The 22580-nt window shown below is 60.7% G+C and carries 17 protein-coding genes, 2 pseudogenes and 2 riboswitches; of the genes and pseudogenes, 11 read left to right on the forward strand and 8 right to left on the reverse strand.

What is annotated here, in order from left to right; genetic code table 11:
- Nucleotides 1-153 precede the first annotated feature (153 nt).
- Entirely contained in the window at nt 154-3864 is a 3711-nt protein-coding gene (gene metH, locus QMK58_RS13305; RefSeq protein ID WP_053160897.1) for a methionine synthase, read from the reverse strand.
- Between the two features lie 156 nt (nt 3865-4020).
- Between metH and QMK58_RS13310 the strand changes: the two genes are divergently transcribed.
- Nucleotides 4021-6318 carry a fatty acid cis/trans isomerase gene (locus QMK58_RS13310; protein WP_053160896.1) on the forward strand — a complete coding sequence of 766 codons (2298 nt, stop codon included), beginning with the start codon at nt 4021-4023 and terminating at the stop codon, nt 6316-6318.
- Between the two features lie 197 nt (nt 6319-6515).
- A complete protein-coding gene (nfuA, locus tag QMK58_RS13315) occupies nt 6516-7100 on the forward strand; it encodes a Fe-S biogenesis protein NfuA (protein WP_003225494.1) in 585 nt (194 codons plus the stop codon).
- Between the two features lie 141 nt (nt 7101-7241).
- Here the strand turns inward: nfuA and cobM are convergent, their stop codons facing one another.
- From cobM to QMK58_RS13335, 4 genes are all read right to left on the reverse strand, one after another.
- On the reverse strand, nt 7242-7988 hold the full coding sequence (cobM, locus tag QMK58_RS13320) for a precorrin-4 C(11)-methyltransferase (protein ID WP_320396421.1): 747 nt from the start codon (nt 7986-7988) through the stop codon (nt 7242-7244).
- Between the two features lie 82 nt (nt 7989-8070).
- Nucleotides 8071-8484 (reverse strand): cobalamin biosynthesis protein, encoded by a 414-nt coding sequence (locus tag QMK58_RS13325; RefSeq protein ID WP_053160894.1) that lies wholly within the window; start codon nt 8482-8484, stop codon nt 8071-8073.
- Nucleotides 8481-9194: a CbtA family protein gene (locus QMK58_RS13330; protein ID WP_053160893.1), complete on the reverse strand. Its 714-nt coding sequence runs from the start codon at nt 9192-9194 to the stop codon at nt 8481-8483. Before QMK58_RS13330 ends, QMK58_RS13325 begins: the two co-directional genes overlap by 4 nt.
- Before the next feature lie 11 nt (nt 9195-9205).
- On the reverse strand, nt 9206-9397 hold the full coding sequence (locus tag QMK58_RS13335; RefSeq protein ID WP_053160892.1) for a CbtB domain-containing protein: 192 nt from the start codon (nt 9395-9397) through the stop codon (nt 9206-9208).
- Nucleotides 9398-9518: 121 nt separating this feature from the next.
- Nucleotides 9519-9746: riboswitch (cobalamin riboswitch) on the reverse strand.
- A 117-nt stretch (nt 9747-9863) separates the two neighbouring features.
- Nucleotides 9864-10076, forward strand: a riboswitch (cobalamin riboswitch).
- A gap of 99 nt (nt 10077-10175) precedes the next feature.
- Here QMK58_RS13335 and cobW point away from each other — a divergent pair.
- The 4 genes from cobW to QMK58_RS13355 all read left to right on the forward strand — a co-directional run bounded on the left by cobW (nt 10176) and on the right by QMK58_RS13355 (nt 16911).
- Nucleotides 10176-11243, forward strand: a complete 1068-nt coding sequence (cobW, locus tag QMK58_RS13340) for a cobalamin biosynthesis protein CobW (RefSeq protein WP_320396422.1) — start codon at nt 10176-10178, stop codon at nt 11241-11243.
- 2 nt (nt 11244-11245) lie between these two features.
- Complete coding sequence (gene cobN / locus QMK58_RS13345) at nt 11246-15088, forward strand: cobaltochelatase subunit CobN (RefSeq protein ID WP_320396423.1); 3843 nt, start codon at nt 11246-11248, stop codon at nt 15086-15088.
- A 150-nt stretch (nt 15089-15238) separates the two neighbouring features.
- Nucleotides 15239-16246, forward strand: a complete 1008-nt coding sequence (locus QMK58_RS13350) for an ATP-binding protein (protein WP_320396424.1) — start codon at nt 15239-15241, stop codon at nt 16244-16246.
- A gap of 119 nt (nt 16247-16365) precedes the next feature.
- The gene (locus QMK58_RS13355) at nt 16366-16911 is read left to right on the forward strand and encodes a vWA domain-containing protein (RefSeq protein WP_053160888.1); all 546 of its coding nucleotides are present in this window, start codon (nt 16366-16368) and stop codon (nt 16909-16911) included.
- Between the two features lie 120 nt (nt 16912-17031).
- Here QMK58_RS13355 and QMK58_RS13360 read toward each other — a convergent pair whose 3' ends face one another.
- Nucleotides 17032-18255 carry an NADH:flavin oxidoreductase/NADH oxidase family protein gene (locus QMK58_RS13360; protein ID WP_053160887.1) on the reverse strand — a complete coding sequence of 408 codons (1224 nt, stop codon included), beginning with the start codon at nt 18253-18255 and terminating at the stop codon, nt 17032-17034.
- Between the two features lie 76 nt (nt 18256-18331).
- On the opposite strand from QMK58_RS13360, the gene QMK58_RS13365 reads away from it, so the two are divergent.
- From QMK58_RS13365 to QMK58_RS13380, 4 genes are all read left to right on the forward strand, one after another.
- A complete protein-coding gene (locus QMK58_RS13365) occupies nt 18332-18736 on the forward strand; it encodes a MerR family transcriptional regulator (RefSeq protein WP_320396425.1) in 405 nt (134 codons plus the stop codon).
- A gap of 190 nt (nt 18737-18926) precedes the next feature.
- Nucleotides 18927-19316, forward strand: coding sequence for a RidA family protein (locus QMK58_RS13370; RefSeq protein ID WP_053160885.1), 390 nt, complete (start codon nt 18927-18929; stop codon nt 19314-19316).
- A 104-nt stretch (nt 19317-19420) separates the two neighbouring features.
- Nucleotides 19421-20185 (forward strand): IclR family transcriptional regulator, encoded by a 765-nt coding sequence (locus QMK58_RS13375; RefSeq protein WP_053160884.1) that lies wholly within the window; start codon nt 19421-19423, stop codon nt 20183-20185.
- Nucleotides 20186-20224: 39 nt separating this feature from the next.
- Nucleotides 20225-21442, forward strand: coding sequence for an amino acid deaminase (locus QMK58_RS13380; protein WP_320396426.1), 1218 nt, complete (start codon nt 20225-20227; stop codon nt 21440-21442).
- Between the two features lie 40 nt (nt 21443-21482).
- Here QMK58_RS13380 and QMK58_RS13385 read toward each other — a convergent pair.
- Nucleotides 21483-21692: pseudogene (locus QMK58_RS13385) on the reverse strand (hypothetical protein); the annotation flags it as partial.
- Between QMK58_RS13385 and QMK58_RS13390 the strand changes: the two are divergent.
- Nucleotides 21677-22207: pseudogene (locus tag QMK58_RS13390) on the forward strand (sugar kinase); the annotation flags it as partial. The pseudogenes QMK58_RS13385 and QMK58_RS13390 sit on opposite strands and share 16 nt — an antisense overlap.
- 39 nt (nt 22208-22246) lie before the next feature.
- Here the strand turns inward: QMK58_RS13390 and QMK58_RS13395 are convergent.
- Entirely contained in the window at nt 22247-22522 is a 276-nt protein-coding gene (locus QMK58_RS13395) for a peptidylprolyl isomerase (protein ID WP_053160882.1), read from the reverse strand.
- Nucleotides 22523-22580: the final 58 nt, after the last annotated feature.

Consider the following 22580-nt stretch of genomic DNA (forward strand, 5'->3'; position numbering starts at 1 on the left):
AATTCGCCGAATCGACAAAGTAAATGTGGGAGCGAACCTGCTCGATGAGGCCATTACAGTCGAAATCAATGATGACTGTCAGTCCGCTATCGCGTGCAGACTCGCTCCCACTGGGGGGCTTGGTTGGCCACATGACTGTGGCCAGCAAAGTGCTTAGTTGTCGTAACCCAGATTCGGTGCCAGCCAGCGCTCGGTCACGCTCAGTTCCTGACCTTTACGCGAGGTGTAGCTCTGCACCTGGTCCTTGTCGATTTTACCCACGGCGAAGTATTGCGCTTGCGGGTGAGCGAAGTACCAGCCGCTGACCGCTGCTGCCGGGAACATGGCGTAGTGTTCGGTCAGGAACACACCGCTGCGACCGGCGCGCATTTCCTGGGCTTGCGGATCGAGCAGGGCGAACAGTTGGGCTTTCTCGGTATGATCCGGGCACGCCGGGTAGCCTGGAGCAGGGCGGATACCGGTGTACTGTTCCTTGATCAACGCCTCGTTATCCAGGGTCTCGTCTTTCGCGTAACCCCAATGCTCTTTACGCACTTGCTGGTGCAGCCACTCGGCGCATGCCTCGGCCAGGCGGTCGGCCAGGGCCTTGACCATGATCGAGTTGTAGTCGTCGCCAGCATCCTGATAAGCCTTGGCCACTTCTTCGGCACCAATACCGGCGGTGGTGATGAAACCACCGACGTAGTCGGTCACTTCGCTGTCCTTCGGCGCAACGAAGTCGGCCAGGGAGAAGTTTGGCTTGCCGTCGGTCTTGATGATCTGCTGGCGCAAGTGATGCAGCTTGGCCATTGGCTTGCCGTCGTCGCCGTACAGTTCGATGTCGTCGTCGTGTACCTGATTGGCTGGCCAGAAGCCGAACACCGCACGGGCGCTGATCAGCTTCTCGTCGATCAGTTTGGTGAGCATTTCCCGGGCGTCTTTGTAGAGCGAGGTAGCGGCTTCGCCGACCACTTCGTCCTCGAGGATGCGCGGGAATTTACCGGCCAGGTCCCAAGAGATGAAGAAGGGTGTCCAGTCGATGTACTCGGCCAGAACGTTGAGGTCGATGTTGTCGAGCACCCGCGATCCGGTGAAGGTCGGCTTGACCGGTGTGTAGTTCGCCCAGTCGAACTGTGGCTTCTTGGCGATGGCCGCGCCGTAGCTCAGGCGTTCGGTGCGGGCGCTGCGGTTGGCGGTGCGCTCACGGACTTCGATATAGTCCTGGCGGGTTTTCTCGACGAAACCGGCCTTGAGTTCCTTGGACAGCAATTGGGTCGCCACGCCCACGGCGCGAGAGGCGTCGGTGACGTAGATCACGGCATCGTTGCTGTACTTGGGTTCGATCTTCACCGCTGTGTGCGCCTTGGAGGTGGTGGCGCCACCGATCATCAGCGGCAGGTGGAAATCCTGGCGCTGCATCTCGCGGGCGACGTGGACCATCTCATCCAGCGACGGAGTGATCAGGCCAGACAGGCCGATGATGTCGCACTTCTGCTCCTTGGCCACTTGCAGGATTTTTTCTGCCGGGACCATCACGCCGAGGTCGACGATGTCGTAGCCGTTGCAACCGAGCACCACACCGACAATGTTCTTGCCGATGTCGTGCACGTCGCCTTTTACCGTGGCCATGAGGATCTTGCCCTTGGCTTCCGGCTTGTCGCCTTTTTCCAGCTCGATGAACGGGATCAGGTGCGCGACGGCCTGTTTCATTACGCGGGCGGATTTCACTACCTGGGGCAGGAACATTTTGCCAGCGCCGAAGAGGTCGCCAACAATGTTCATGCCGGACATCAGCGGGCCTTCGATCACTTCGATCGGACGGGCGAAGGACTGACGGGATTCTTCGGTGTCTTCGACAATATGGGTAGTGATGCCCTTGACCAGTGCGTGTTCCAGACGCTTGTTGACGTCCCAGCCGCGCCACTCTTCGGTCTCGGCTTCCTTGACGCTGCCATCGCCCTTGTACTTGTCGGCGATGGCGAGGAGGGCGTCGGTGCCATCCGGGGTGCGGTTGAGGACCACGTCTTCCACGGCGTCGCGCAGTTCCGCCGGGATCTGGTCGTAGATCTCCAGTTGACCGGCGTTGACGATGCCCATGGTCAGGCCGGAACGGATCGCGTACAGGAGGAACACCGAGTGGATCGCTTCACGCACCGGGTTGTTGCCACGGAACGAGAACGACACGTTGGACACGCCGCCGGAGGTCAGCGCGTACGGCAGTTCATCACGAATGTAGGCGCAGGCATTGATGAAGTCGACGGCGTAGTTGTTGTGTTCTTCGATACCGGTGGCCACGGCGAAGATGTTCGGGTCGAAGATGATGTCTTCCGGCGGGAAGTCCACTTCGTTGACCAGAATGTCGTAGGAGCGTTTGCAGATTTCCTTCTTGCGCGCTTCGGTATCGGCCTGGCCGGCTTCGTCGAAGGCCATCACCACCACGGCGGCGCCGTAGCGCTTGCACAGTTTGGCGTGATGAATGAACTGCTCGACGCCTTCTTTCATGCTGATCGAGTTGACGATGCCCTTGCCCTGGATGCATTTGAGGCCGGCTTCGATCACTTCCCACTTGGAGGAGTCGATCATGATCGGTACGCGGGAGATGTCCGGTTCGCCGGCGATCAGATTGAGGAAGGTCACCATGGCCTTCTTCGAATCGAGCATCCCCTCGTCCATGTTGATGTCGATCACCTGAGCGCCGGCTTCGACCTGCTGCAGGGCGACTTCCAGGGCTTCGGTGTAATTGTCTTCACGGATCAGGCGGGCGAACTTGGCGGAACCGGTGATGTTGGTGCGCTCGCCGACGTTGACGAACAGCGAGTTGCGATCGATGGTGAACGGCTCCAGGCCCGAGAGGCGGCAAGCCTTCGGGATGTCCGGGATCTGGCGCGGCGCGTAACCGGCCACGGCTTTGGCGATGGCTTCGATGTGGCCCGGCGTCGTGCCGCAGCAGCCGCCAACGATGTTCAGGAAACCGCTTTGGGCGAATTCTTCGATGACCTTGGCGGTTTGCGACGGCAGCTCGTCGTACTCACCGAATTCGTTCGGCAGACCGGCGTTGGGGTGCGCGGAAACGTGGGTGTTGGCCTTGTTCGACAACTCCTCCAGGTACGGGCGCAATTCGCTGGCGCCGAGGGCGCAGTTCAGGCCGACCGAGATCGGCCTGGCGTGGGCCACGGAGTTCCAGAACGCTTCGGTGGTCTGCCCGGACAGGGTGCGACCGGAGGCGTCGGTGATGGTGCCGGAAATCATGATCGGCAATTCAATGCCCAATTCTTCGAACACACCTTGCACGGCGAAGATCGCCGCCTTGGCATTCAGGGTGTCGAAAATGGTTTCGATCAGGATCAGGTCGGCGCCGCCTTCGATCAGGCCCTTGGTGGACTCGGTGTAGTTTTCCACCAGTTCATCGAAGGTCACGTTGCGGTAGCCGGGGTTGTTCACGTCCGGGGACAGCGAGCAGGTACGGCTGGTCGGGCCGAGTACGCCGGCGACGAAGCGCGGCTTGTCCGGGGTTTCGAGGGTCTTGGCGTCGGCCACCTTGCGGGCCAGGCGAGCGCCTTCAACGTTTAACTCATACGCCAGGCCCTGCATGCCGTAGTCGGCCAGGGAAATCTGGGTGGCGTTGAAGGTGTTGGTTTCCAGAATGTCCGCGCCGGCATCGAGGTAGGCTTTCTCGATCCCGCCAATCACGTCCGGGCGCGTCAGCACCAACAGGTCGTTGTTGCCTTTGACATCGCTTGGCCAGTCGGCGAAGCGTTTGCCACGGTAATCCTGTTCTTCGAGCTTGTAGCTCTGGATCATCGTGCCCATGCCGCCATCGAGAATCAGGATGCGCTCTTTGAGGGCGTGCTTGAGGGCTTGAAGGCGAACACTGCGATCGGACATTGGGACTACTCGGAAAGACCATGACGAAGGGCCGGGATCATAACAAACTTGTGCGCTTTTAGAGCATGACCGGGTTTAGCATGAATATCGCTCATGTTGGCTGGTGCGTCTGAGCTGTAGAATCGCGGCGTTTTTTAAAGGATCGGGACCAGGGACATGTCGTATCGCTTCATCATCAGCGCTGTGCTGTTGTTTTTAAGCTGGGGCGCTGCGGCGCAAGATCCAGCGATTTTGCCAGCGATTTCCTACAGCCGTGACATCCAGCCGATCTTCACTGAAAAGTGCGTGGCCTGCCACGCCTGCAACGATGCAGCCTGTCAGCTCAACCTCGGCAGTGGTGAAGGCGCGGCGCGAGGCGCGACGAAAATTCCGGTCTACGATGGCGATCGCAGCAAAGCAGTTGCACCGACGCGCCTGTTTATGGATGCCTCCGGGAAAACCGCCTGGCAGCAAAAGGGCTTCTATTCGGTGCTTGATGCACAGGCGAGTCAGGCCGCACTGATGGCACGCATGCTTGAACTGGGCCACAACACACCTTTGCAACCTAACGCCAAACTGCCGCAAGACATTGTCCTGGGCCTGAACCGCGAAAACATGTGCGCCATGCCGGCGGAGTTTGACGCTTATGCCTCAACCCATCCCAAAGAAGGCATGCCGCTGGCAGTGACCGGCCTGACCAATCAGCAATACCAGACGTTGCAACGCTGGCTGACCTCCGGCGCACCCATCGATGAGCAGGGCCTGGTCCCTGACGCCAAAGAGGCCCTGCAGGTGGTGCAGTGGGAAAACCTGCTCAATTCGCCCGGCGCCAGGCAGAGCCTGGTGGGGCGTTGGCTATATGAGCACTGGTTCCTTGCGCATCTCTACTTCAAGGATGGCGAGGCCGGGCATTTCTTTCAGTGGGTGCGTTCGCGTACACCGACCGGCCAGCCGATTGACCTGATCAACAGCCGTCGCCCGAACGATGACCCGGGTACCGTCTTTTATTACCGTTTGTGGCCGGTGCAGGGCGTGATCGTGCACAAGACCCACATTGCCTATCCGCTGAGCCCGGCGAAAATGGCCCGGGTCAAAAGCCTGTTCTACAACGGCAGCTGGCAGGTCGACGCGCTGCCGGGTTATGGGCCGCAGAGCCGGGCCAACCCCTTCGCCACCTTTGAGGCGATCCCGGCCCAGGCGCGTTATCAGTTCATGCTCGATAACGCCGAATACTTCGTTCGCACCTTTATTCGCGGGCCGGTGTGCCGCGGCCAGATCGCCACAGATGTAATTCGCGACAACTTCTGGGCGTTGTTCCAGGCGCCGGACCACGATCTTTATGTCACCGACCCGAATTACCGCGGCCAGGCCACGCCGTTGCTGGCGATGCCGGGGCAGAACGATGACGTCGGCAGCGTCTTGAGTCTATGGCACGACTACCGTGACAAACGCAACGAATACGAGGCCTTGCGCCGCGACAGTTACGCCGATGAACCGGCGCCGAGCTGGTCGACACTCTGGGCCGGTAACGACAATTCGTTGCTGAGCATCTTCCGTCACTTCGACAGCGCCTCGGTGACCAAGGGCCTGATCGGCGACGTGCCGCAAACGATATGGCTGTTCGACTATCCGTTGCTGGAGCGCACTTATTACCAGTTGGCGGTCAACTTCGATGTGTTCGGCAACGTTTCCCATCAGGCCCAGACCCGCCTGTACTTCGACCTGATCCGTAACGGTGCCGAGCAGAACTTCTTGCGTTTGATGCCCGCCGATTCTCGCGATGGTTACCTTGATGACTGGTATCAAAACAGTGGCAAATTCAAAATGTGGCTGGATTACGAGTCCATCGACAACGATAAGCCGACTGCACTGAAACTCGACGAGGCAGACCCCAAGCGCGATTTTGCCAAACAATTGCTGGCCCGTTATGGCGACCTCAATGCGCAGCCCGATCCCATCAACCGCTGCGAGGGGGCCTATTGCTCCCGGCCGAACATCGATCCTGACCTGCAGAGCGCCGAACAGGCTCTCAGCCACCTGGCCTCGCGCCCGGCGGCCGGATTGAAGGTCATTGATCAGTTGCCCGAAGCCACCATGCTGCGAGTGGAAGCCGCGAGCGGCAAGCGTGTGGCCTACAGCCTGCTGCGCAACCGCGCGCACAGCAATGTGGCGTTCATGCTCGGCGAATCGATGCGCTTTCAGCCGGGGCTCGATACCCTGACCATTTTCCCGGGTGTGTTAAGCAGTTATCCGAACTTCATGTTCAACATCCCGGCCGGACAAGTGCCTGAGTTTGTGGGCGCGATGGAAAGCGCCAGGGACGCCGACAGTTTCGAGAAAATCGTCGAACGTTGGGGTATTCGCCGCAGTCATCCGCAGTTCTGGCAGTATTTTCATGACCTGAGCCGCTATATCCACGAGACAGATCCGGTGGAAGAGGGCGTGCTGGACATGAATCGTTACGAGAACCTTTGATCCACCACAATCCCCGTAGGAGCTGGCTTGCCAGCGATGAGGGCAAGACATTCAATATAAATGTCAACTGACCTGACGCCTTCGCCGGCAAGCCAGCTCCTACAGGGTATGAAAAGATCTTTTCCTGACAAAAATACTAGGACTTTGTCCGGCGCGTTGATTGGCGTAAACTGCGCCCAAGCCTGCGAGGAGTTTCCATGACCGCTATTACCATTACCGACGCCGCCCACGATTACCTGGCTGATCTGCTCTCCAAGCAGAACACCCCGGGTATCGGTATCCGCGTCTTCATCACCCAGCCTGGCACCCAGTACGCCGAAACCTGCATTGCCTACTGCAAGCCGGGCGAAGAAAAACCCGAGGACACCGCACTGGGGCTCAAAAGCTTCACTGCGTACATCGATTCGTTCAGCGAAGCATTCCTGGATGACGCGGTCGTCGACTACGCCACCGACCGCATGGGTGGCCAGCTGACCATCAAGGCGCCAAACGCCAAAGTCCCGATGGTCAACGCTGACAGCCCGGTCAATGAGCGCATCAACTATTACCTGCAAACCGAAATCAACCCGGGGCTGGCCAGCCACGGCGGACAGGTGAGCCTGATCGACGTGGTCGAGGACGGCATCGCTGTTCTGCAGTTCGGCGGTGGTTGCCAGGGTTGCGGTCAAGCCGACGTGACGCTCAAGGAAGGCATCGAGCGTACATTGCTTGAGCGCATTCCGGAGCTCAAGGGTGTTCGGGACGTGACCGACCACACGCAGAAAGAAAACGCCTACTACTAAGGTGTTCGCTGCGGCATAAAAAACGGCGCCCCGTGAGCGCCGTTTTTTTATGGGTGATGCATAAAAGATCGCAGCCTTCGGCAGCTCCTACGAGAGAATGCGTTCTCCTGTAGGAGCTGCCGAAGGCTGCGATTTTTTGACTCAAGGGCGATAAAGATGCGCATGCCCGGCACGATACAGCGATGACTCGCTGAAGTGATCACTGCCCAACACCCGTCCTACCAGAATCAACGCCGTACGACGAAACCCCTTCGCTTCAACCTTGCCGACAATATCTGCCAGCGTTCCCACCACCCAATCCTGATCCGGCCAACTCGCGCGGTGCACCACTGCAATCGGGCAATCGACGCCGTAATGCGGCACCAACTGGGCAACAATCTTCACCAGATGATTAACCCCCAGATGGATCGCCATGGTCGCGCCGTGCTGCGCCAGGCTTGAGAATTCCTCGCCCGGTGGCATGGCGGTCTTGTCGGCGTAGCGGGTCAGGATCACGCTTTGCGAAATGTCCGGCAGCGTGAGCTCGGTACCCAGCAGCGCTGCACACGCGGCGGTGGCGGTGACGCCAGGGACGATTTCGAACGGGATGCCCAGCTCACGCAAATAACGAATCTGCTCGCCAATGGCGCCATACAGGCTCGGATCGCCGGAATGCACTCGCGCCACATCCTGACCTTTGGCGTGGGCGGCCTTGATCAGGTCGATGATCTGTTCAAGGTGCAGTTCGGCGCTGTTGACCACCTGTTCGGCACAATGACCTTCCAGAACCGCAGCGGGAACCAGTGAGCCGGCGTAGATGATCACCGGGCAGCTGCGAATCAGTCGCTGGCCTTTGACGGTGATCAGTTCCGGGTCGCCGGGACCTGCGCCAATAAAGTAGACGGTCATCGTCGGTTCCTGTGGGATAAAGGGGCTGAACAGGGCTTCAGATGAAGAATGTTCATGATCGAGAGCGGGGATTATCGGGGTTTCAGGCCGCGCCGGCCAATGCCAGGGTTGCCTGGGCATATTTTTGACGTGGAATCAGCAATTTTGCCGGGCCTTGAGCCAGTTGTTCAGCCAGAGCCAGCGCAGCGCTTTCCGCTACGCCATAACAACCGGTGCGCTCGAAGGCGATTTGCGATTGATGACTTAGCTGGTGCTCATAAGCTGCAAGTTCTTCGCAACTGAAGTACTGCAACGGCAGTGCCAGTTGATTTGCCAACTCGATCAGAGCGGGTTCATCGCGCTTCAAATCGATGCTGGCCAGCGCTTTGATTTCATGCCGTGCGATCTGGTGCGCTGCCAACGCCTGATCGAGCAGCGCCAACAACGTACTGACGGGGCAGCCGCGCTGGCAGCCCAGACCGACGACCAGCGTCGGCGCTGCGCTGTTTTCAGTCATGCGTGGTATTGGCCGTCGCTTTTGCGGCGGAACAACCAGGCGCTGATCAGGCCAAGGGCCAGCCAGAACGCCACGTTGGTCAACTGCGAAGCGATTTTGAATTGGGCCTCCAGTGCTTCGGGAGCGAGCATCGAATGCACCTCCGGTTGTGGTGCGCCAATCACATGCGGAACAGCGAGGATCGCCATCCCCAGGACTTTCATCAACCAGTGGCGGCTGAAGGCGATCAAGGCGATGCCGACGGCGGTAGAAGAGGCGGTGCCGATCCACCACATTTGCCGTTGTGCCAGATCGGCCGCAGCGGTGCCCGGCAGTTCTGGTGGCAGGCCAAGTGTTGGCGCAAGCACGAAGGTTGCGTAACCGGCCAAACCCCAGAGCAGGCCCTGGGAAGTTTTGGTCGGTGCGCGCAGGGTGTACAGGCCCGCCAGCATCAGGGCAAAACCGACAGCGACCACCAGATTACCGCCGGTGGTCGACAGTACACGCTGCCAGCCGTCTTCTGGCTCCCAGGCTTCGGCGTCATGAGTGTGGGCGGCGACTGCACCTTCGGTGTGAGCGTGTTCGTGGACCTCAACGGCAGCCGGTCCGGATCTTTCGTAGGTTTCGGCCTGCAGAATCAGCGGCGAAACCCAGAAGCTTTGCAGCAGGGTGAGCAACAGGGCGGCCAACAGTCCAGTGAAACCAGCGGTTTGCGCGATACGCTTGATCATGTCATCAGGTCTCAATGGCACGGGAACGCGGCGCTGTGACGGGTATCGTGCGCGGCATTGTGTACCGCTTCGATGTGCGAGAAACCGGCGAAATACACAAGGCAGGCACCCAGGATCGACGCGAAAATGGCGGCGGTCATACGTTGGGTCAAGGTAGAAGTGGTGCTGGCGCTGGTGTGTTCGGCGCTGCTGGTGATCGACATGGCGTTTCCCTCTGGTCTGTCAGCGGGGAATAAGGGCGCATGCAAAACCCGGCACGAACGGGCGCGCAAGGGGGTGCAAACAGCGCCCGCCCACCGCGGGTTTGTTGTTCAGTGAACGTACAGGTCACTTTGTGTTGCGGGCCGGTCTCCGGGCTCACGAGGGGCGCCAGGCATTTGCCTGAACCTGAAAGCATCACCTTCCCATGCCGCAGTGGCACAGTGGTTTTGACGCTTCACTCGCTTACCGTTGCGGGGGCAGCACCGGACTGACATGGCTTTGGAGTAAAGCACATGATTCACCGGTTTCCCGTTTCACCCTGTGAAGGGCACCCGTAACAAAGCGTGTAGGAGAGCATGGGCGAGGCGTTCGCGTCAATTGGCAGTGGTTCTCACTTGGCGTCTTCTGTTGATTTGCACTTTGTAGGAAGGAGGCGCTCTCAGTGATTGACCCGCCCCAATACGATGCGTAGCCTTGCGCATTCGAGGTTCTTCGGCGTTTGTCGAAGCTAAGAAGGGAACGCGGTCGATGCCGCGGCTGCCCCCGCAACTGTGAACGGTGATGTTCGCTGCCACGCCACTGCACGCTCAACCCTTGAGCCCGCGGGAAGGCGCAGTGAATGCCAGGCCCAAGGCCGGCACGCCGTCAGCCAGGAGACCTGCCTCGATACAGATTCTCACTACAACCGGGCGGGGTGATCCGGTGGCGAACGCTTCCGGCGCGTGTGCACGTGGCCGGCTCTCGTCCCGTATGCCCGCCTCCAAAGCCAAAGGGTATCCGATGAAAACACTGGCCAAACTCCCCGTCACGATCGTCACCGGCTTCCTCGGCTCGGGCAAGACCACCTTGCTGCGGCACATGCTCGACAACGCCCAGGGTCGCCGCATTGCGGTGATCGTCAACGAGTTCGGTGAGCTGGGCATCGACGGCGAAATCCTCAAGCAGTGCTCCATCGGTTGCACCGAAGAAGAAGCCAACGGCCGTGTCTACGAACTGGCCAACGGCTGCCTGTGCTGCACCGTCCAGGAAGAGTTCTTCCCGGTGATGCGCGAACTGGTCGCCCGTCGTGGTGATCTCGACCACATCCTCATTGAAACGTCGGGACTGGCGCTGCCAAAACCGTTGGTGCAAGCGTTCCAGTGGCCGGAAATCCGCAGCGCCTGCACCGTCGACGCGGTGATCACCGTGGTCGATAGCCCGGCCGTCGCGGCCGGTACTTTCGCCGCTTTTCCGGATCAGGTCGACGCGCAGCGCAAACTCGACCCGAACCTGGACCACGAATCGCCGCTGCACGAACTGTTTGCCGACCAATTGGCCAGCGCCGATCTGGTGATCCTCAACAAAGCCGACCTGATCAACCCGCAAGATCTGGCCCGGGTACGCGCAGAAGTCGCCGAAGAGCTGCCGCCTGCGGTGAAGATCATCGAAGCCAGCAGCGGTCGCTTGCCACTGGACGTGTTGATCGGCCTCGGCGCCGGCTCCGAAGAGCACATCGACAGCCGTCACAGCCACCACGATCACCATCTTGACGGCGATGATCATGACGACCACGATCACGACGCCTTCGATTCGATCTCCATCGAACTGCCGCAAGCAGACGAAAGCCTGCTGATGGATGCACTGACCCAGTTGGTGGTCCAGCATGGCATCCTGCGGGTCAAAGGTTTCGCCGCGATCCCGAACAAACCGATGCGCCTGCTGATCCAGGGCGTGGGCACGCGTTTCGATAAACACTTCGATCGCCAGTGGGGGACCGACGAGGCGCGCAGCACGCGCCTGGTGCTGATCGGCCAGGCACTGGATGCCGCCACGCTCGAAGCGCAATTGCGCGCCGCGCTCAGCGTGTAGCCATGCACCTGCTCAGGACCCAGCCCGGCGGTTTTGTGTCGCAAGACAACATTGCCGACCTCGGACAAACCCCCGCCGAACTGGTGATCCTGTGCAGCGGCGACTCCAGCCTGGCGCTGCTCGCCGAAGCGGCGCAGCAGTTGCCCGACGATTATCCCAGCGTGCGTCTCGCCAACCCGATGCAGGTGCAGAATCACGCCTCGGTGGATCTGTACGTCGACGAAGTGCTGCGTCACGCCAAAGTGATCCTGATTTCATTGCACGGCGGTATCGCCTATTGGCGTTACGGCGTTGAGCGGTTGGTCGAACTGTCGCAGCGCGGCGTGCAATTGATTCTGGTGCCGGGAGATGATCGTCCGGATCCGGAACTCAGTGATCTGAGCACCGTGTCCCCTGAAGACCGCGACCGCCTCTGGCATTTCCTGCGCCAGGGCGGCATGGCCAATGCGCTGGATCTGTTCCGTTGTCTGGCCGGACGGTGGCTGGGGCGCGACTTCGCATGGTCCGAACCACAAATCCTGCCGCGCACAGCGATCTATCACCCGAAAAAAAGCCCGGCCACATTGAGCGATTGGCAAGCCGACTGGCAGGCTGATCAACCGGTGGCGGGAGTGCTGTTCTATCGCTCGCATTTGCAGGCGGCGAATACCGGTTTCATTGATGTTTTCTGTCAGCGCCTGCAAGCGGCGGGGTTGAACCCGTTGCCGATTGCGCTGGCCAGTCTGAAAGAACCCGGCTGCCTCTCGGTGGTCGAGGACTGGCTGGATGAGGTCGAGGCCGGGGTCATTTTGAACACCACCGGATTCGCCCAGTCCAGCCCGGAAGCGCCGCACTTGCGTCCGTTTCGTCGCAATATCCCGGTGATCCAGGCGATTTGCGCCCAGGACAACGAGCCAGGCTGGCGTGCCAGCGAACAAGGCCTCGGTCCGCGTGATCTGGCGATGCACATCGCCTTGCCGGAACTGGACGGGCGGATCATCAGCCGCCCGATCAGCTTCAAGGACCTGGCGTGGCGCAGCGAGCGCAGCCAGTCGGATGTGGTCTGCTATCGGCCCGCACCCGAGCGCATGGATTTCGTGGCGCAGTTGGCGCGGCGCTGGATCGATCTGGCGCGGGTGCCGAACAGTGAAAAACGCGTCGCGCTGATTCTGGCCAATTATCCGACCCGCGACGGTCGCATCGGTAATGGCGTCGGTCTCGATACCCCGGCCGCCGCGCTGAATATCCTGCGGGCGCTGCATGCGCAAGGTTATCCGTTGCCGGCTGAATTGCCGGACAGCGGCACTGCGCTGATCCAGCAATTGCTCGGCGGCGTCAGCAACGATCTGGACACCCTTGACCAGCGCCCTTGCCAGCAAAGCCTGGCCATGGATGATTACTGGAGGATGTTCAACGCGCTGCCGCAGGTCAATCGTCAGGCCGTGCTGGAGCGTTGGGGCGCGCCCGAGACCGACCCGATGTGCCGTAATGGCCGGATGATGATCGCCGGTCTGCGTTTCGGCCTGACCTTCGTCGGCATTCAACCGGCGCGGGGCTATCAAGTGGATCCGAGCGCCGTGTACCACGACCCGGATCTGGTGCCGCCCCACGCTTACCTGGCGTTCTACTTCTGGTTGCGCAACACCTACGGTGCCCACGGCGTGATCCATGTCGGCAAGCACGGCAACCTGGAATGGCTGCCGGGCAAAGGCGTAGGGTTGTCGGAAAACTGCTGGCCGGATGCGTTGCTTGGGCCGTTGCCGAACATCTATCCATTTATTGTCAACGATCCGGGCGAGGGTGCCCAGGCCAAGCGTCGCACCCAGGCGGTGATCATTGATCACCTGATGCCGCCGCTGACCCGCGCCGAAACCTACGGCCCGCTGCGCAACCTTGAGTTGCTGGCCGACGAGTATTACGAAGCGCAATTGCTCGATCCTCGCCGTGCCCGAGAGTTGCAACGGGACATTTTGCAACTGGTGCGTGACACCCACATCGACCGCGAATTGCAGTTGGACGAAAAACTCGACAGCGATGCCGATGCGGCCATCTGGCTGCCGCGCCTGGACACGTATCTATGTGACTTGAAGGAGTCGCAGATTCGCGATGGCCTGCACGTGTTTGGCGAGTCCCCGACGGGCCGATTGCGCATCGACACACTGCTGGCGCTGCTGCGCATCCCGCGGGGCGATGGTCGTGGCGCGCAGTCGAGTCTGCTGCGAGCGCTGGCGAAGGCTTTCGCATTGGGTTTCGATCCGCTCGATTGCGCCTTGGCCGAGCCGTGGACCGGGCCGCGTCCCGGGCCTCTTTTGCTGATCAGCGACGAGACTTGGCGCACGGCGGGCGATACCCGCGAGCGGCTTGAGTTGTTCGCCACGCAGTTGATTTCGGGCGCGTTGAATAATCCCTGTGAGAGCGAGCCTGCTCGTGATGGTGTGTCAGTCGACACCCATGCGTCTGATACTCCATCGCGAGCAAGCTCGCTCCTACAGGAAACGGAGTGGAGCGAGGTGCGAGCCATTCTCGACGGTTTGCGTGGCGTCATCGCCCCACGTCTGGATGCCTGCGGTCCCGCAGAGATGCGTGGCCTGCTCGACGCCCTGAGTGGGCGCTTCGTTCCGGCCGGCCCCAGCGGTGCACCGAGCCGCGGACGCCTGGACGTGCTGCCCACCGGGCGCAATTTCTATTCGGTGGACGTGCGCAACCTGCCGACCACCACGGCGTGGCGCATCGGTTTCCAGTCGGCCAACCTGATTCTTGAACGTCACCTGCAAGATCACGGCGATCATTTGCGTCAGCTTGGTTTGTCGGTCTGGGGCACGGCGACCATGCGTACCGGTGGCGACGACATCGCCCAGGCCATGGCGCTGATGGGCGTGCGCCCGGTATGGGCTACCGGCAGTCAACGGGTCGACGACTTCGAGATTCTGCCGCTGAGCCTGCTGGACCGTCCTCGGGTGGACGTGACGCTGCGGGTTTCAGGTTTCTTTCGCGATGCGTTTGCCAACCTGATCCGCCTGTTCGACGCGGCCGTTCAAGCGGTCGCGGAACTGGACGAGCCGGACGATCTCAACCCGTTGGCAGCCAAAGTGCGCGCCGAACGAGCATCGCTGTTGCACGCGGGGCTGGACGAAGACGCGGCGCGGCGTCAGGCCGGCTGGCGTATTTTCGGTGCCAAGCCGGGGGCCTACGGCGCAGGCGTGCAGGGTGCGATTGACGGACGTCTGTGGCAAAGCCGCGAGGATCTGGCCGAGGTTTATTTGAACTGGGGCGGCTACGCTTACGGCGGTTCCGACGATGGCACCGCCGCCCGCGATCAGTTCGCCCAACGGCTCGGGCAGGTTCAAGCGGTGCTGCAGAACCAGGATAACCGCGAACACGATTTGCTCGACTCCAACGATTACTACCAGTTCCAGGGCGGCATGCTCGCGGCGGTCGAAAGCCTCAGCGGCGCAGCAGCGGCCAGCTATCATGGCGATAACAGTCAACCGGACCTGCCGAAAATCCGCACCTTGAAGGAAGAGCTGAACCGGGTGATCCGTTCCCGGGCGGCGAATCCGAAGTGGCTCGATGGCGTCAAGCGTCACGGCTACAAAGGTGCGTTTGAGATGGCGGCGACGGTCGATAACCTGTTCGCTTTCGACGCGACCACGCAGTTGATCGACGATCACCAGTACGCGTTGCTGGCCGATGCGTATCTGCTTGATCCGGCAACCCGTGATTTTGTTCGCGAACACAACCCTCATGCCTTGCGCGACATGACCGAGCGGATGCTCGAAGCGCAGCAACGCGGGATGTGGAAGGAGCCCGGCGAGTACCGTGAGGCACTGGAAAACCTGTTGCTGGACATAGAAGAAGATGGTTGATACGCCGTAGACCCTGTGGGAGCGGGCTTGCCCGCGATGACATTCGTTCAGTCGACAAAAATGCTGCCTGACAAACCGCTATCGCGAGCAAGCTCGCTCCTACAGGGTTCAAGGCGTCTATGACACCCCGACCATGACTGAGTATTTACGATGACCGAGACCCCGCATTTCCCCCTCTGTGCCGTGGTCGGCGCCGACGATTTGAAGCTCGCGTTGTGCTTGACCGCCATCGACCCGAAAATCGGCGGCGTGCTGATCGAAGGCCCCCGCGGGATGGCCAAGTCGACCCTGGCCCGTGGCTTGGCGGACCTGCTGGCCAGTGGTCAGTTGGTCACCTTGCCCCTGGGCGCTACTGAAGAACGGCTGGTGGGCACCCTTGACCTCGACGCCGCACTGAGCGAAGGGCGCGCGCAGTTTTCACCCGGCGTTCTGGCCAGGGCAGACGGCGGCGTGCTCTACGTCGACGAGGTCAATCTGTTGCCCGATCATCTCGTGGATCTGCTACTCGATGTGGCCGCCAGCGGCACCAACCTGGTCGAACGCGACGGTATCTCCCATCGGCACTCGGCGAAGTTTGTGCTGATCGGCACCATGAACCCGGAAGAGGGCGAACTGCGGCCGCAATTGCTTGACCGTTTTGGATTGAACGTTGCACTTGCCGGTCACACCGCGCCGACTGAACGCGGGCAGATCATCCGTCGACGCCTGGATTTCGACAGCGATCCTGAAGGCTTCTGTGCCAGGTGGGAAAACCAGCAAGCGACTTTGCGTGAGCGTTGCCACAAGGCGCGTTGCGCTTTAGCGAGCATTCCCCTCGACGATGCAGCGCTGGCACAGATCACCGAGCGCTGTTTTGCCGCGGGTGTCGATGGCTTGCGCGCCGATCTGGTCTGGTTGCGCGCTGCGCGTGCCCATGCCGCGTGGCGCGCCGCCGATGCGATCGCTGACGAAGATATCGACGCGGTCGCCGAATTCGCCTTGCGTCATCGTCGTCGCGAGCATTCATCGCCGACGCCGCAAAACTCCCATGCCCCGCAGCCGTCCGCCGCCCAGCACACCAACGCGAACGACGGCCAGGGCCAGTGGGGTGAAATGCCCGCGCAGGCATTGCCGGTCGGCGCCCGACGAGAAGTGCCCAGCTGGCCAAAAAAGCCCTAGGCATTCGCCCTCGTTCTGATGTGGGGGCGAATGCCAGACCCCGCGCCGGACGGCTGGATCACGGTAAACAAGGCAAGCGTCACGCCGCCCGAAGTGGTCCGGTCAATTGGCCTGGCACTTTGCTTAACGGTCGGCCCCGTCAGCGCGACGATCTGTTGTTTCACCTGCGCACCCGTTCACCCCATGAGCTGTGGCTGGTGATTGTCGACGCGTCGGCCTCGACCCGTCGCCATCAGGCATTGAGTGACGCCAAAGGCGTGCTCGCGCAATTGTTCGATGACGCCTATCGCCAGCGTGCGCGCCTGGCACTGCTGACCGCCAGCGGTGTCGCACCGAAATGGCAGGTGCAGGGTTTGAAGGCGTCGAAGGGTTTGCGCGGTTGGCTTGATGGGTTGGGCGCGGGTGGCGGGACGCCGTTATTGGCCGCGTTGGGTGAGGCGAGGCACTGGCTGGCGGCGCGGCAAAAGCGCTTTCCGTCGGAACAGCAACGATTGTTGTTGGTGACGGATGGGCGATTGAAGGACTGGCCGATTCTGTCGGAGCTGGCGTGTCCGGGATTGTTGATTGATATCGAGCGTGGGCCGATTCGGCTGGGACGCAGCAAGGTGTTGGCAGCGCAGTTGCAGGCTGAATACCGGCATATCGACGAGTTGCTTCAGGGCTGAGTTGGAGGTTGCCTGCACTGGCCTCATCGCGAGCAAGCTCGCTCCTACAGGAACGGTGGAGTCCCCTGTAGGAGCTGGCTTGCCAGCGATGGCGGCATGTCAGTCACTATCAATGTTGAATCATTTGCCCATCGCCTGCCGATACTGCTTCGTGCGCCTGGCGATATACAAACGATCCAGAATCAACGCCCAAATCGCTGAAACCTGCGGTTGGGTCGTGCGGCCTCGGCTCAAGCGCTGCAGTTGGAACTTCACCACGGCCATGCTCGCCAGCGCTGCCAGCGGTTTGCGTTTCCAGCGGATCGGCGGCAATTGCGGGTGGCAGTCCTGTCCTTCGCGCCAGCGTTTGACCAGCAGCGGTTCAACGGCCAGTGCCGTGCCGATCCCGGCCATGGCGATGCCGCTGTCGAGCACCTGTTCGACAATCGGCAAACGTCGAATCCCGCCCGTCACCATCACCGGCATGTTTGCCGCACTCGCCAGATCGCCGGCCATTTCCAGAAAGTACGCTTCACGCGCCAAGGTCCGGCCATCCCGTGCTTCGCCCTGCATGGCTGGTGCTTCGTAGCTGCCACCGGACAGTTCCAGCAGGTCGATGTGTTGATCGTTGAGCCATTCGATCACTTGCCGGGCGTCGTCGGCGTCGAACCCGCCGCGCTGGAAATCCGCCGAGTTGAGCTTAACCGCGACACAGAATTGCGCCGACACGGTCTTGCGCACGGCGCGGACCACGTCCAACAGCAGGCGCGCACGATTCTCCAGCGTGCCGCCCCAACGATCCGTGCGGCGATTAGTCAATGGGGAGAGAAACTGGCTGATCAGGTAGCCGTGGGCAGCGTGAATCTGCACGCCGGTGAATCCGGCTTTTTCTGCCAGCGCAGCGCTGCTGGCGAAACGTCGGATCACGTCTTCGATATCGCCCACGCTCATGGGCTTGGGTTCGGCAAACATCTTCGAAAAAGAACCCAGATCCAGCGCCACCGCCGAGGGGGCCAAGGCTTGCTGGCCAAGGTTGGCCATGGTCTGGCGGCCGGGATGATTGAGCTGCATCCAGAACTGCGCACCACCAGCCCGGCCAATGTCGGCCCACTGACGGAAACGTTGCAGGTGACGTTCATCTTCCAGCACCACGCCACCGGGGCCGGTCATGGCGCGGCGGTCGATCATCACGTTGCCGGTCAACAGTAACCCCGCTTCGCCCCCTGCCCAGGCTTGATACAGGCTAAACAATGCGCGATCAGGCGCCTGGTCGATGTCGGCGAGATTTTCCTCCATCGCGGCTTTGGCGATGCGATTGCCGATGGTCTGGCCGTTAGGCAATTTCAATGTCTGAAAGGGCGACATGCTTGACTCCTCGAAGTGATGAGCAGAGCCTAAGCTTAAAGTTAACTTTAATGTCAAGCAGGTAAATGAGGTCGTTATGAAGATTGGCGAGTTGGCACAGTTGAGCGGCCTGAGCGCTTCACGCATCCGCTTTTACGAGGCTCAGGGGTTGATCCGTCAAGTCGAGCGCGCTTCAAACGGCTATCGGCGTTACTCGGAACAGGCGCTGCAAACCCTGCAAATCATTCAGTGCGCGCAGCAGGCCGGTTTCAGTCTCGAAGAGCTCAAGCAACTGTTGCCGGACACGCTGACGGGGGCGTTCAAGCATGACGAACTCCTGGCAGGACTTAACCGCAAGATCGGGCAGATCGAGGAAATGCAACGCCACCTCGCCCATAGCAAGGCTCAACTGCTGGGCTGGATCGATACCATCCAGGCCCGCCCCGAAGGCATGGCCTGCGAAGAAAACGCCGAACGGGTGATGGCATCCTTCAAGCATTGAGGTTGGAGCATGAACAGACCTGGCAGGATCTCTTCACATTCCTTGCGATCTTGTGGCACACTTTGCGGCAGTCTCCGCTATAGCGACAAACGTTCCGCTATAGCGGAACCGTATATGTCCTGGCGCACGCCTCCCTTGTGTTTCCGAAAGCAAGCGCTTGAACCTCCACCATCGAGCAGGAGAAGCACTCATGAGCATCACTCGTTACGGCACTGGCAGCACCGCCGGCGGCGGCCAGCCGCGTCCCTTCGCCCGTGCCGTTGAAGCCGATGGCTGGTTGCACGTGTCTGGACAAGTGCCGGCGCTGGATGGCGAGATTATTGTCGGTGGCATCGTCGAGCAGACGCACCAGACCATGAAGAACCTGATCGCGATCCTGGAAGAAGCCGGTTATGGCCTGGAAGACGTGGTGCGCACCGGCGTTTGGCTGGAAGATCCACGGGATTTCTGGAGTTTCAACAAGGTGTTTTCCGAGTACTTCAAGCCAGAGCACGCGCCGGCTCGCGCGTGTGTGCAGGCGAACATGATGGTCGACTGCAAGGTCGAGATTGACTGCGTTGCGTACAAGAAAAAGGCTTGAACCGAGGTGGCTTCATCGCTAGCAGGCTAGCTCCCACAGGGGGAATGGGAGCTGACCTGCGGGCGATGGCGACCTCGCCCGGCACTTTTATGGGAACCACTGCAATGACCGAAGACACCATCAAGCGCCGGGCACGCGGTCTGGACCGGGCGTTCGATATCCTCGATTTTCTCAAGGAAATCGGCCAGCCCCTGCGCCCGAACGACATCGCCAATGGCATCGGCAGCCCCAAATCCACAGTCTATGAGCTGGTGGCTTCATTGCTGGAGCGACGGATTCTCGAACCGGTGGGCAAGGACGGCCATGTCTATCTTGGCCGCCAGTTGTACTTCCTCGGCCAGGCACACCTGCGTCATTTCGACTTGACCCGTGAAGCCGACCACGCCCTGCTAGAGATCGTGCGACAGACCCATGAAACCGCGCAGATGTGCCTGCTCAACGGGCGCAAATACACCGTGGCGTTGATGAAAGAAGGTGAGCGGCATTTCCGCATTTCCTCGGACATCGGTGAGAACGCCCCCATTCCCTGGACGGCATCCGGGCGTTTGCTGCTGGCGCACATGAGTGATCAGGAAATCACCGACCTGATCGATCACGACGACTTCATCCTGCCAGGCGGCGAGCGCTTGCCGCTGGAGCAGTTTCTCAAGGAAATCCGTCAGGCCGCTATCGACGGCTTTTTCTCCTTTGATAGCGTTGCCGACACCTTTACCCATTGCTTCGCCGCCCCGGTCAAAGACCCCGGCGGCGTCGCTGTCGCGACCCTGTGCATCGTCGCCCCACGGGCCGATGCGAAGAAAAACTACAACGACTATCGCCGGGTGCTGATCGACAGCGCAAACGGCCTGGCCCGTCGGATCAACGAATAACAGCGGCTGCCTGCTGCCGCGATTGTGAGGAGTTCGAGCATGTCTACTGCCCCAAACACTGCTGGTGTGGAAAAAGGCTTTGCCCAGACCGGCGCCCATCTGGTCCGTGACGTCAGCCTGCCGGCTCTGGTGCTGCACCGCGAGGCGCTGGAACACAACATCCGCTGGATGCAGGACTTCGTGAGCAACAGCGGTGCGCAACTGGCGCCCCACGGTAAAACCAGCATGACTCCGGCGCTGTTTCATCGGCAACTGGACGCCGGAGCCTGGGGCATCACATTGGCGAGCGCCACGCAAACCCGTGCGGCCTACGCCCATGGCGTGCGCCGGGTGCTGATGGCCAACCAACTGGTCGGCATACCGAATATGGCACTGATTGCCGATTTGCTGGCCGACCCGGGCTTCGACTTCTATTGCATGGTCGATCACCCGGACAACGTCGCCGACCTCGGCGCGTATTTCGCCTCGCGCGGCGTGCGTCTGAACGTGATGATCGAATACGGCGTGGTCGGTGGGCGTTGCGGTTGCCGCAGCGAACAGCAAGTGCTTGATCTGGCCAAGGCGATTGCGGCGCAACCGGCGCTGGCGTTGACTGGTATTGAAGGCTACGAAGGCGTGATCCATGGCGATCACGCGGTGACCGGCATTCGTGATTTCGCCGCGTCGCTGGTACGTCTTGCGGTGCAGTTGCAGGACAGCGGTGCTTTTGCGATTCCCAAGCCGATCATCACCGCGTCGGGCTCGGCCTGGTATGACTTGATTGCCGAGTCCTTCGAAGCGCAGAACGCTGCCGGGCGATTCCTCAGCGTGCTGCGCCCCGGCAGTTACGTGGCGCACGACCATGGCATCTACAAGGAAGCGCAATGCTGCGTGCTCGACCGTCGCAGCGACTTGCACGAAGGTCTGCGCCCGGCGCTGGAAGTCTGGGCGCACGTTCAGTCGTTGCCGGAACCGGGTTTTGCGGTGATTGCCCTGGGCAAGCGCGACGTTGCCTACGACGCCGGGCTGCCGGTGCCGTTGCTGCGTTACAAGGCGGGTGTGGTGCCGGCCACGGGCGACGATGTCGGCGCCTGCAAGGTGACGGCGGTGATGGATCAACATGCGTTCATGATTGTGGCGCCGGGTATTGATTTGCGCGTGGGTGACATCATTTCGTTCGGTACTTCGCATCCTTGCCTGACGTTCGACAAGTGGCGTGTTGGCTGCCTGGTGGATGAGCAGTTGAATGTCATCGAGACCATGGAAACCTGTTTCTAAGACAGAAACTGCGGTGCGGCCATCGCCAGCAAGCCGGCTCCTACGGTGGAATGCACTCCAATGTGGGAGATTCTATGTTTGGGGGGGAACCCCCAAGCATAGAATTTGGCGTGTATTCACTTTGGTTTTTCATCAGCGCGAACATCACTCTGGCGAGCTTGCGTGCCAGGATAACCAAGGCTTGAGTACCTTTTAGGCCTCTGGCCAGGTAGCTCTGGTAGTACGGTTTCCAGACCGGCTTGCGACGTGCTGTATTTCAGCGGTATAACCCTGGCAGTGCTGGGAGGGCAGGGGCGCCAGAAGTTGTTGGAAACCCTGATCGAAGCGCGACAGAGGGGGGCGCGCATTGTGTTCGACAATAACTACCGGCCACGACTGTGGGCTTCGGTTGAAGAAGCGCGGGCGGCGTATCGTGGTGTGTTGCCGTACATCGATCTGGCGTTGCTGACGGTGGATGACGAGCAGGCGTTGTTTCAGTTTGCCGATGACGATGCAGTGTTCGCCGCGTATGAGCAGATCGGCACGCCGGAAGTAGTGCTCAAGCGTGGCGCCGATGCCTGTCTGATTCGGTGTGCCGGCGAGTCATTCGAGGTGCCGGCGCAGAAGGTCGAACGGGTGGTGGACACCACGGCGGCGGGGGATTCGTTCAGTGCGGCGTATCTGGCCTCGCGGCTCAAGGACGGGAGTCCAGTTGAAGCCGCCGACGCCGGGCATCGGCTGGCGAGCCGGGTGATTCAGGTGCCGGGGACATTGATTCCACGGTAAGCGGTGCAATTCACAAATCCCTGTAGGAGGGGGGATACATCAATCCCGGTAAAACACCTGCACCAGGTGATAACCAAACTTGCTCTTGATCGGTCCATGCACGGTACGCAGCGGTTTCTTGAAAATCACCGCATCGATCGCACCGACCATCTGCCCCGGTCGTACTTCACCCAGATCACCACCGCGTTTGCCGGACGGGCAGGTTGAATACTTCTTGGCCAGCACATCGAACGCTTCACCCTTGGCGATGCGTTGTTTGAGTTGCTCGGCTTCTTCCGAGGTTTTCACCAAAATGTGGCGGGCTTGAGCTTTCATCGACGGTACCTTGCAACGGTGGTGGCTATGTGGGTGCTAGCGGGGGCGCGCGATTATG

The sequence above is a fragment of the Pseudomonas sp. P8_241 genome (assembly GCF_034008315.1).
Lineage (GTDB): Bacteria > Pseudomonadota > Gammaproteobacteria > Pseudomonadales > Pseudomonadaceae > Aquipseudomonas.

What these genes read in the sequence shown, in the direction of transcription:
- cobN (WP_320396423.1), top strand. Translation starts at nt 11,246, where the DNA reads ATGCACCTGCTCAGGACCCAGCCCGGCGGTTTTGTGTCGCAAGACAAC.
- QMK58_RS13335 (WP_053160892.1), bottom strand. Translation starts at nt 9,397, where the DNA reads ATGTCGATCACCAGCAGCGCCGAACACACCAGCGCCAGCACCACTTCT.
- QMK58_RS13325 (WP_053160894.1), bottom strand. Translation starts at nt 8,484, where the DNA reads ATGACTGAAAACAGCGCAGCGCCGACGCTGGTCGTCGGTCTGGGCTGC.
- metH (WP_053160897.1), bottom strand. Translation starts at nt 3,864, where the DNA reads ATGTCCGATCGCAGTGTTCGCCTTCAAGCCCTCAAGCACGCCCTCAAA.
- cobM (WP_320396421.1), bottom strand. Translation starts at nt 7,988, where the DNA reads ATGACCGTCTACTTTATTGGCGCAGGTCCCGGCGACCCGGAACTGATC.
- QMK58_RS13395 (WP_053160882.1), bottom strand. Translation starts at nt 22,522, where the DNA reads ATGAAAGCTCAAGCCCGCCACATTTTGGTGAAAACCTCGGAAGAAGCC.
- QMK58_RS13360 (WP_053160887.1), bottom strand. Translation starts at nt 18,255, where the DNA reads ATGTCGCCCTTTCAGACATTGAAATTGCCTAACGGCCAGACCATCGGC.
- QMK58_RS13380 (WP_320396426.1), top strand. Translation starts at nt 20,225, where the DNA reads ATGTCTACTGCCCCAAACACTGCTGGTGTGGAAAAAGGCTTTGCCCAG.
- QMK58_RS13310 (WP_053160896.1), top strand. Translation starts at nt 4,021, where the DNA reads ATGTCGTATCGCTTCATCATCAGCGCTGTGCTGTTGTTTTTAAGCTGG.
- nfuA (WP_003225494.1), top strand. Translation starts at nt 6,516, where the DNA reads ATGACCGCTATTACCATTACCGACGCCGCCCACGATTACCTGGCTGAT.
- QMK58_RS13365 (WP_320396425.1), top strand. Translation starts at nt 18,332, where the DNA reads ATGAAGATTGGCGAGTTGGCACAGTTGAGCGGCCTGAGCGCTTCACGC.
- cobW (WP_320396422.1), top strand. Translation starts at nt 10,176, where the DNA reads ATGAAAACACTGGCCAAACTCCCCGTCACGATCGTCACCGGCTTCCTC.
- QMK58_RS13370 (WP_053160885.1), top strand. Translation starts at nt 18,927, where the DNA reads ATGAGCATCACTCGTTACGGCACTGGCAGCACCGCCGGCGGCGGCCAG.
- QMK58_RS13330 (WP_053160893.1), bottom strand. Translation starts at nt 9,194, where the DNA reads ATGATCAAGCGTATCGCGCAAACCGCTGGTTTCACTGGACTGTTGGCC.
- QMK58_RS13350 (WP_320396424.1), top strand. Translation starts at nt 15,239, where the DNA reads ATGACCGAGACCCCGCATTTCCCCCTCTGTGCCGTGGTCGGCGCCGAC.
- QMK58_RS13375 (WP_053160884.1), top strand. Translation starts at nt 19,421, where the DNA reads ATGACCGAAGACACCATCAAGCGCCGGGCACGCGGTCTGGACCGGGCG.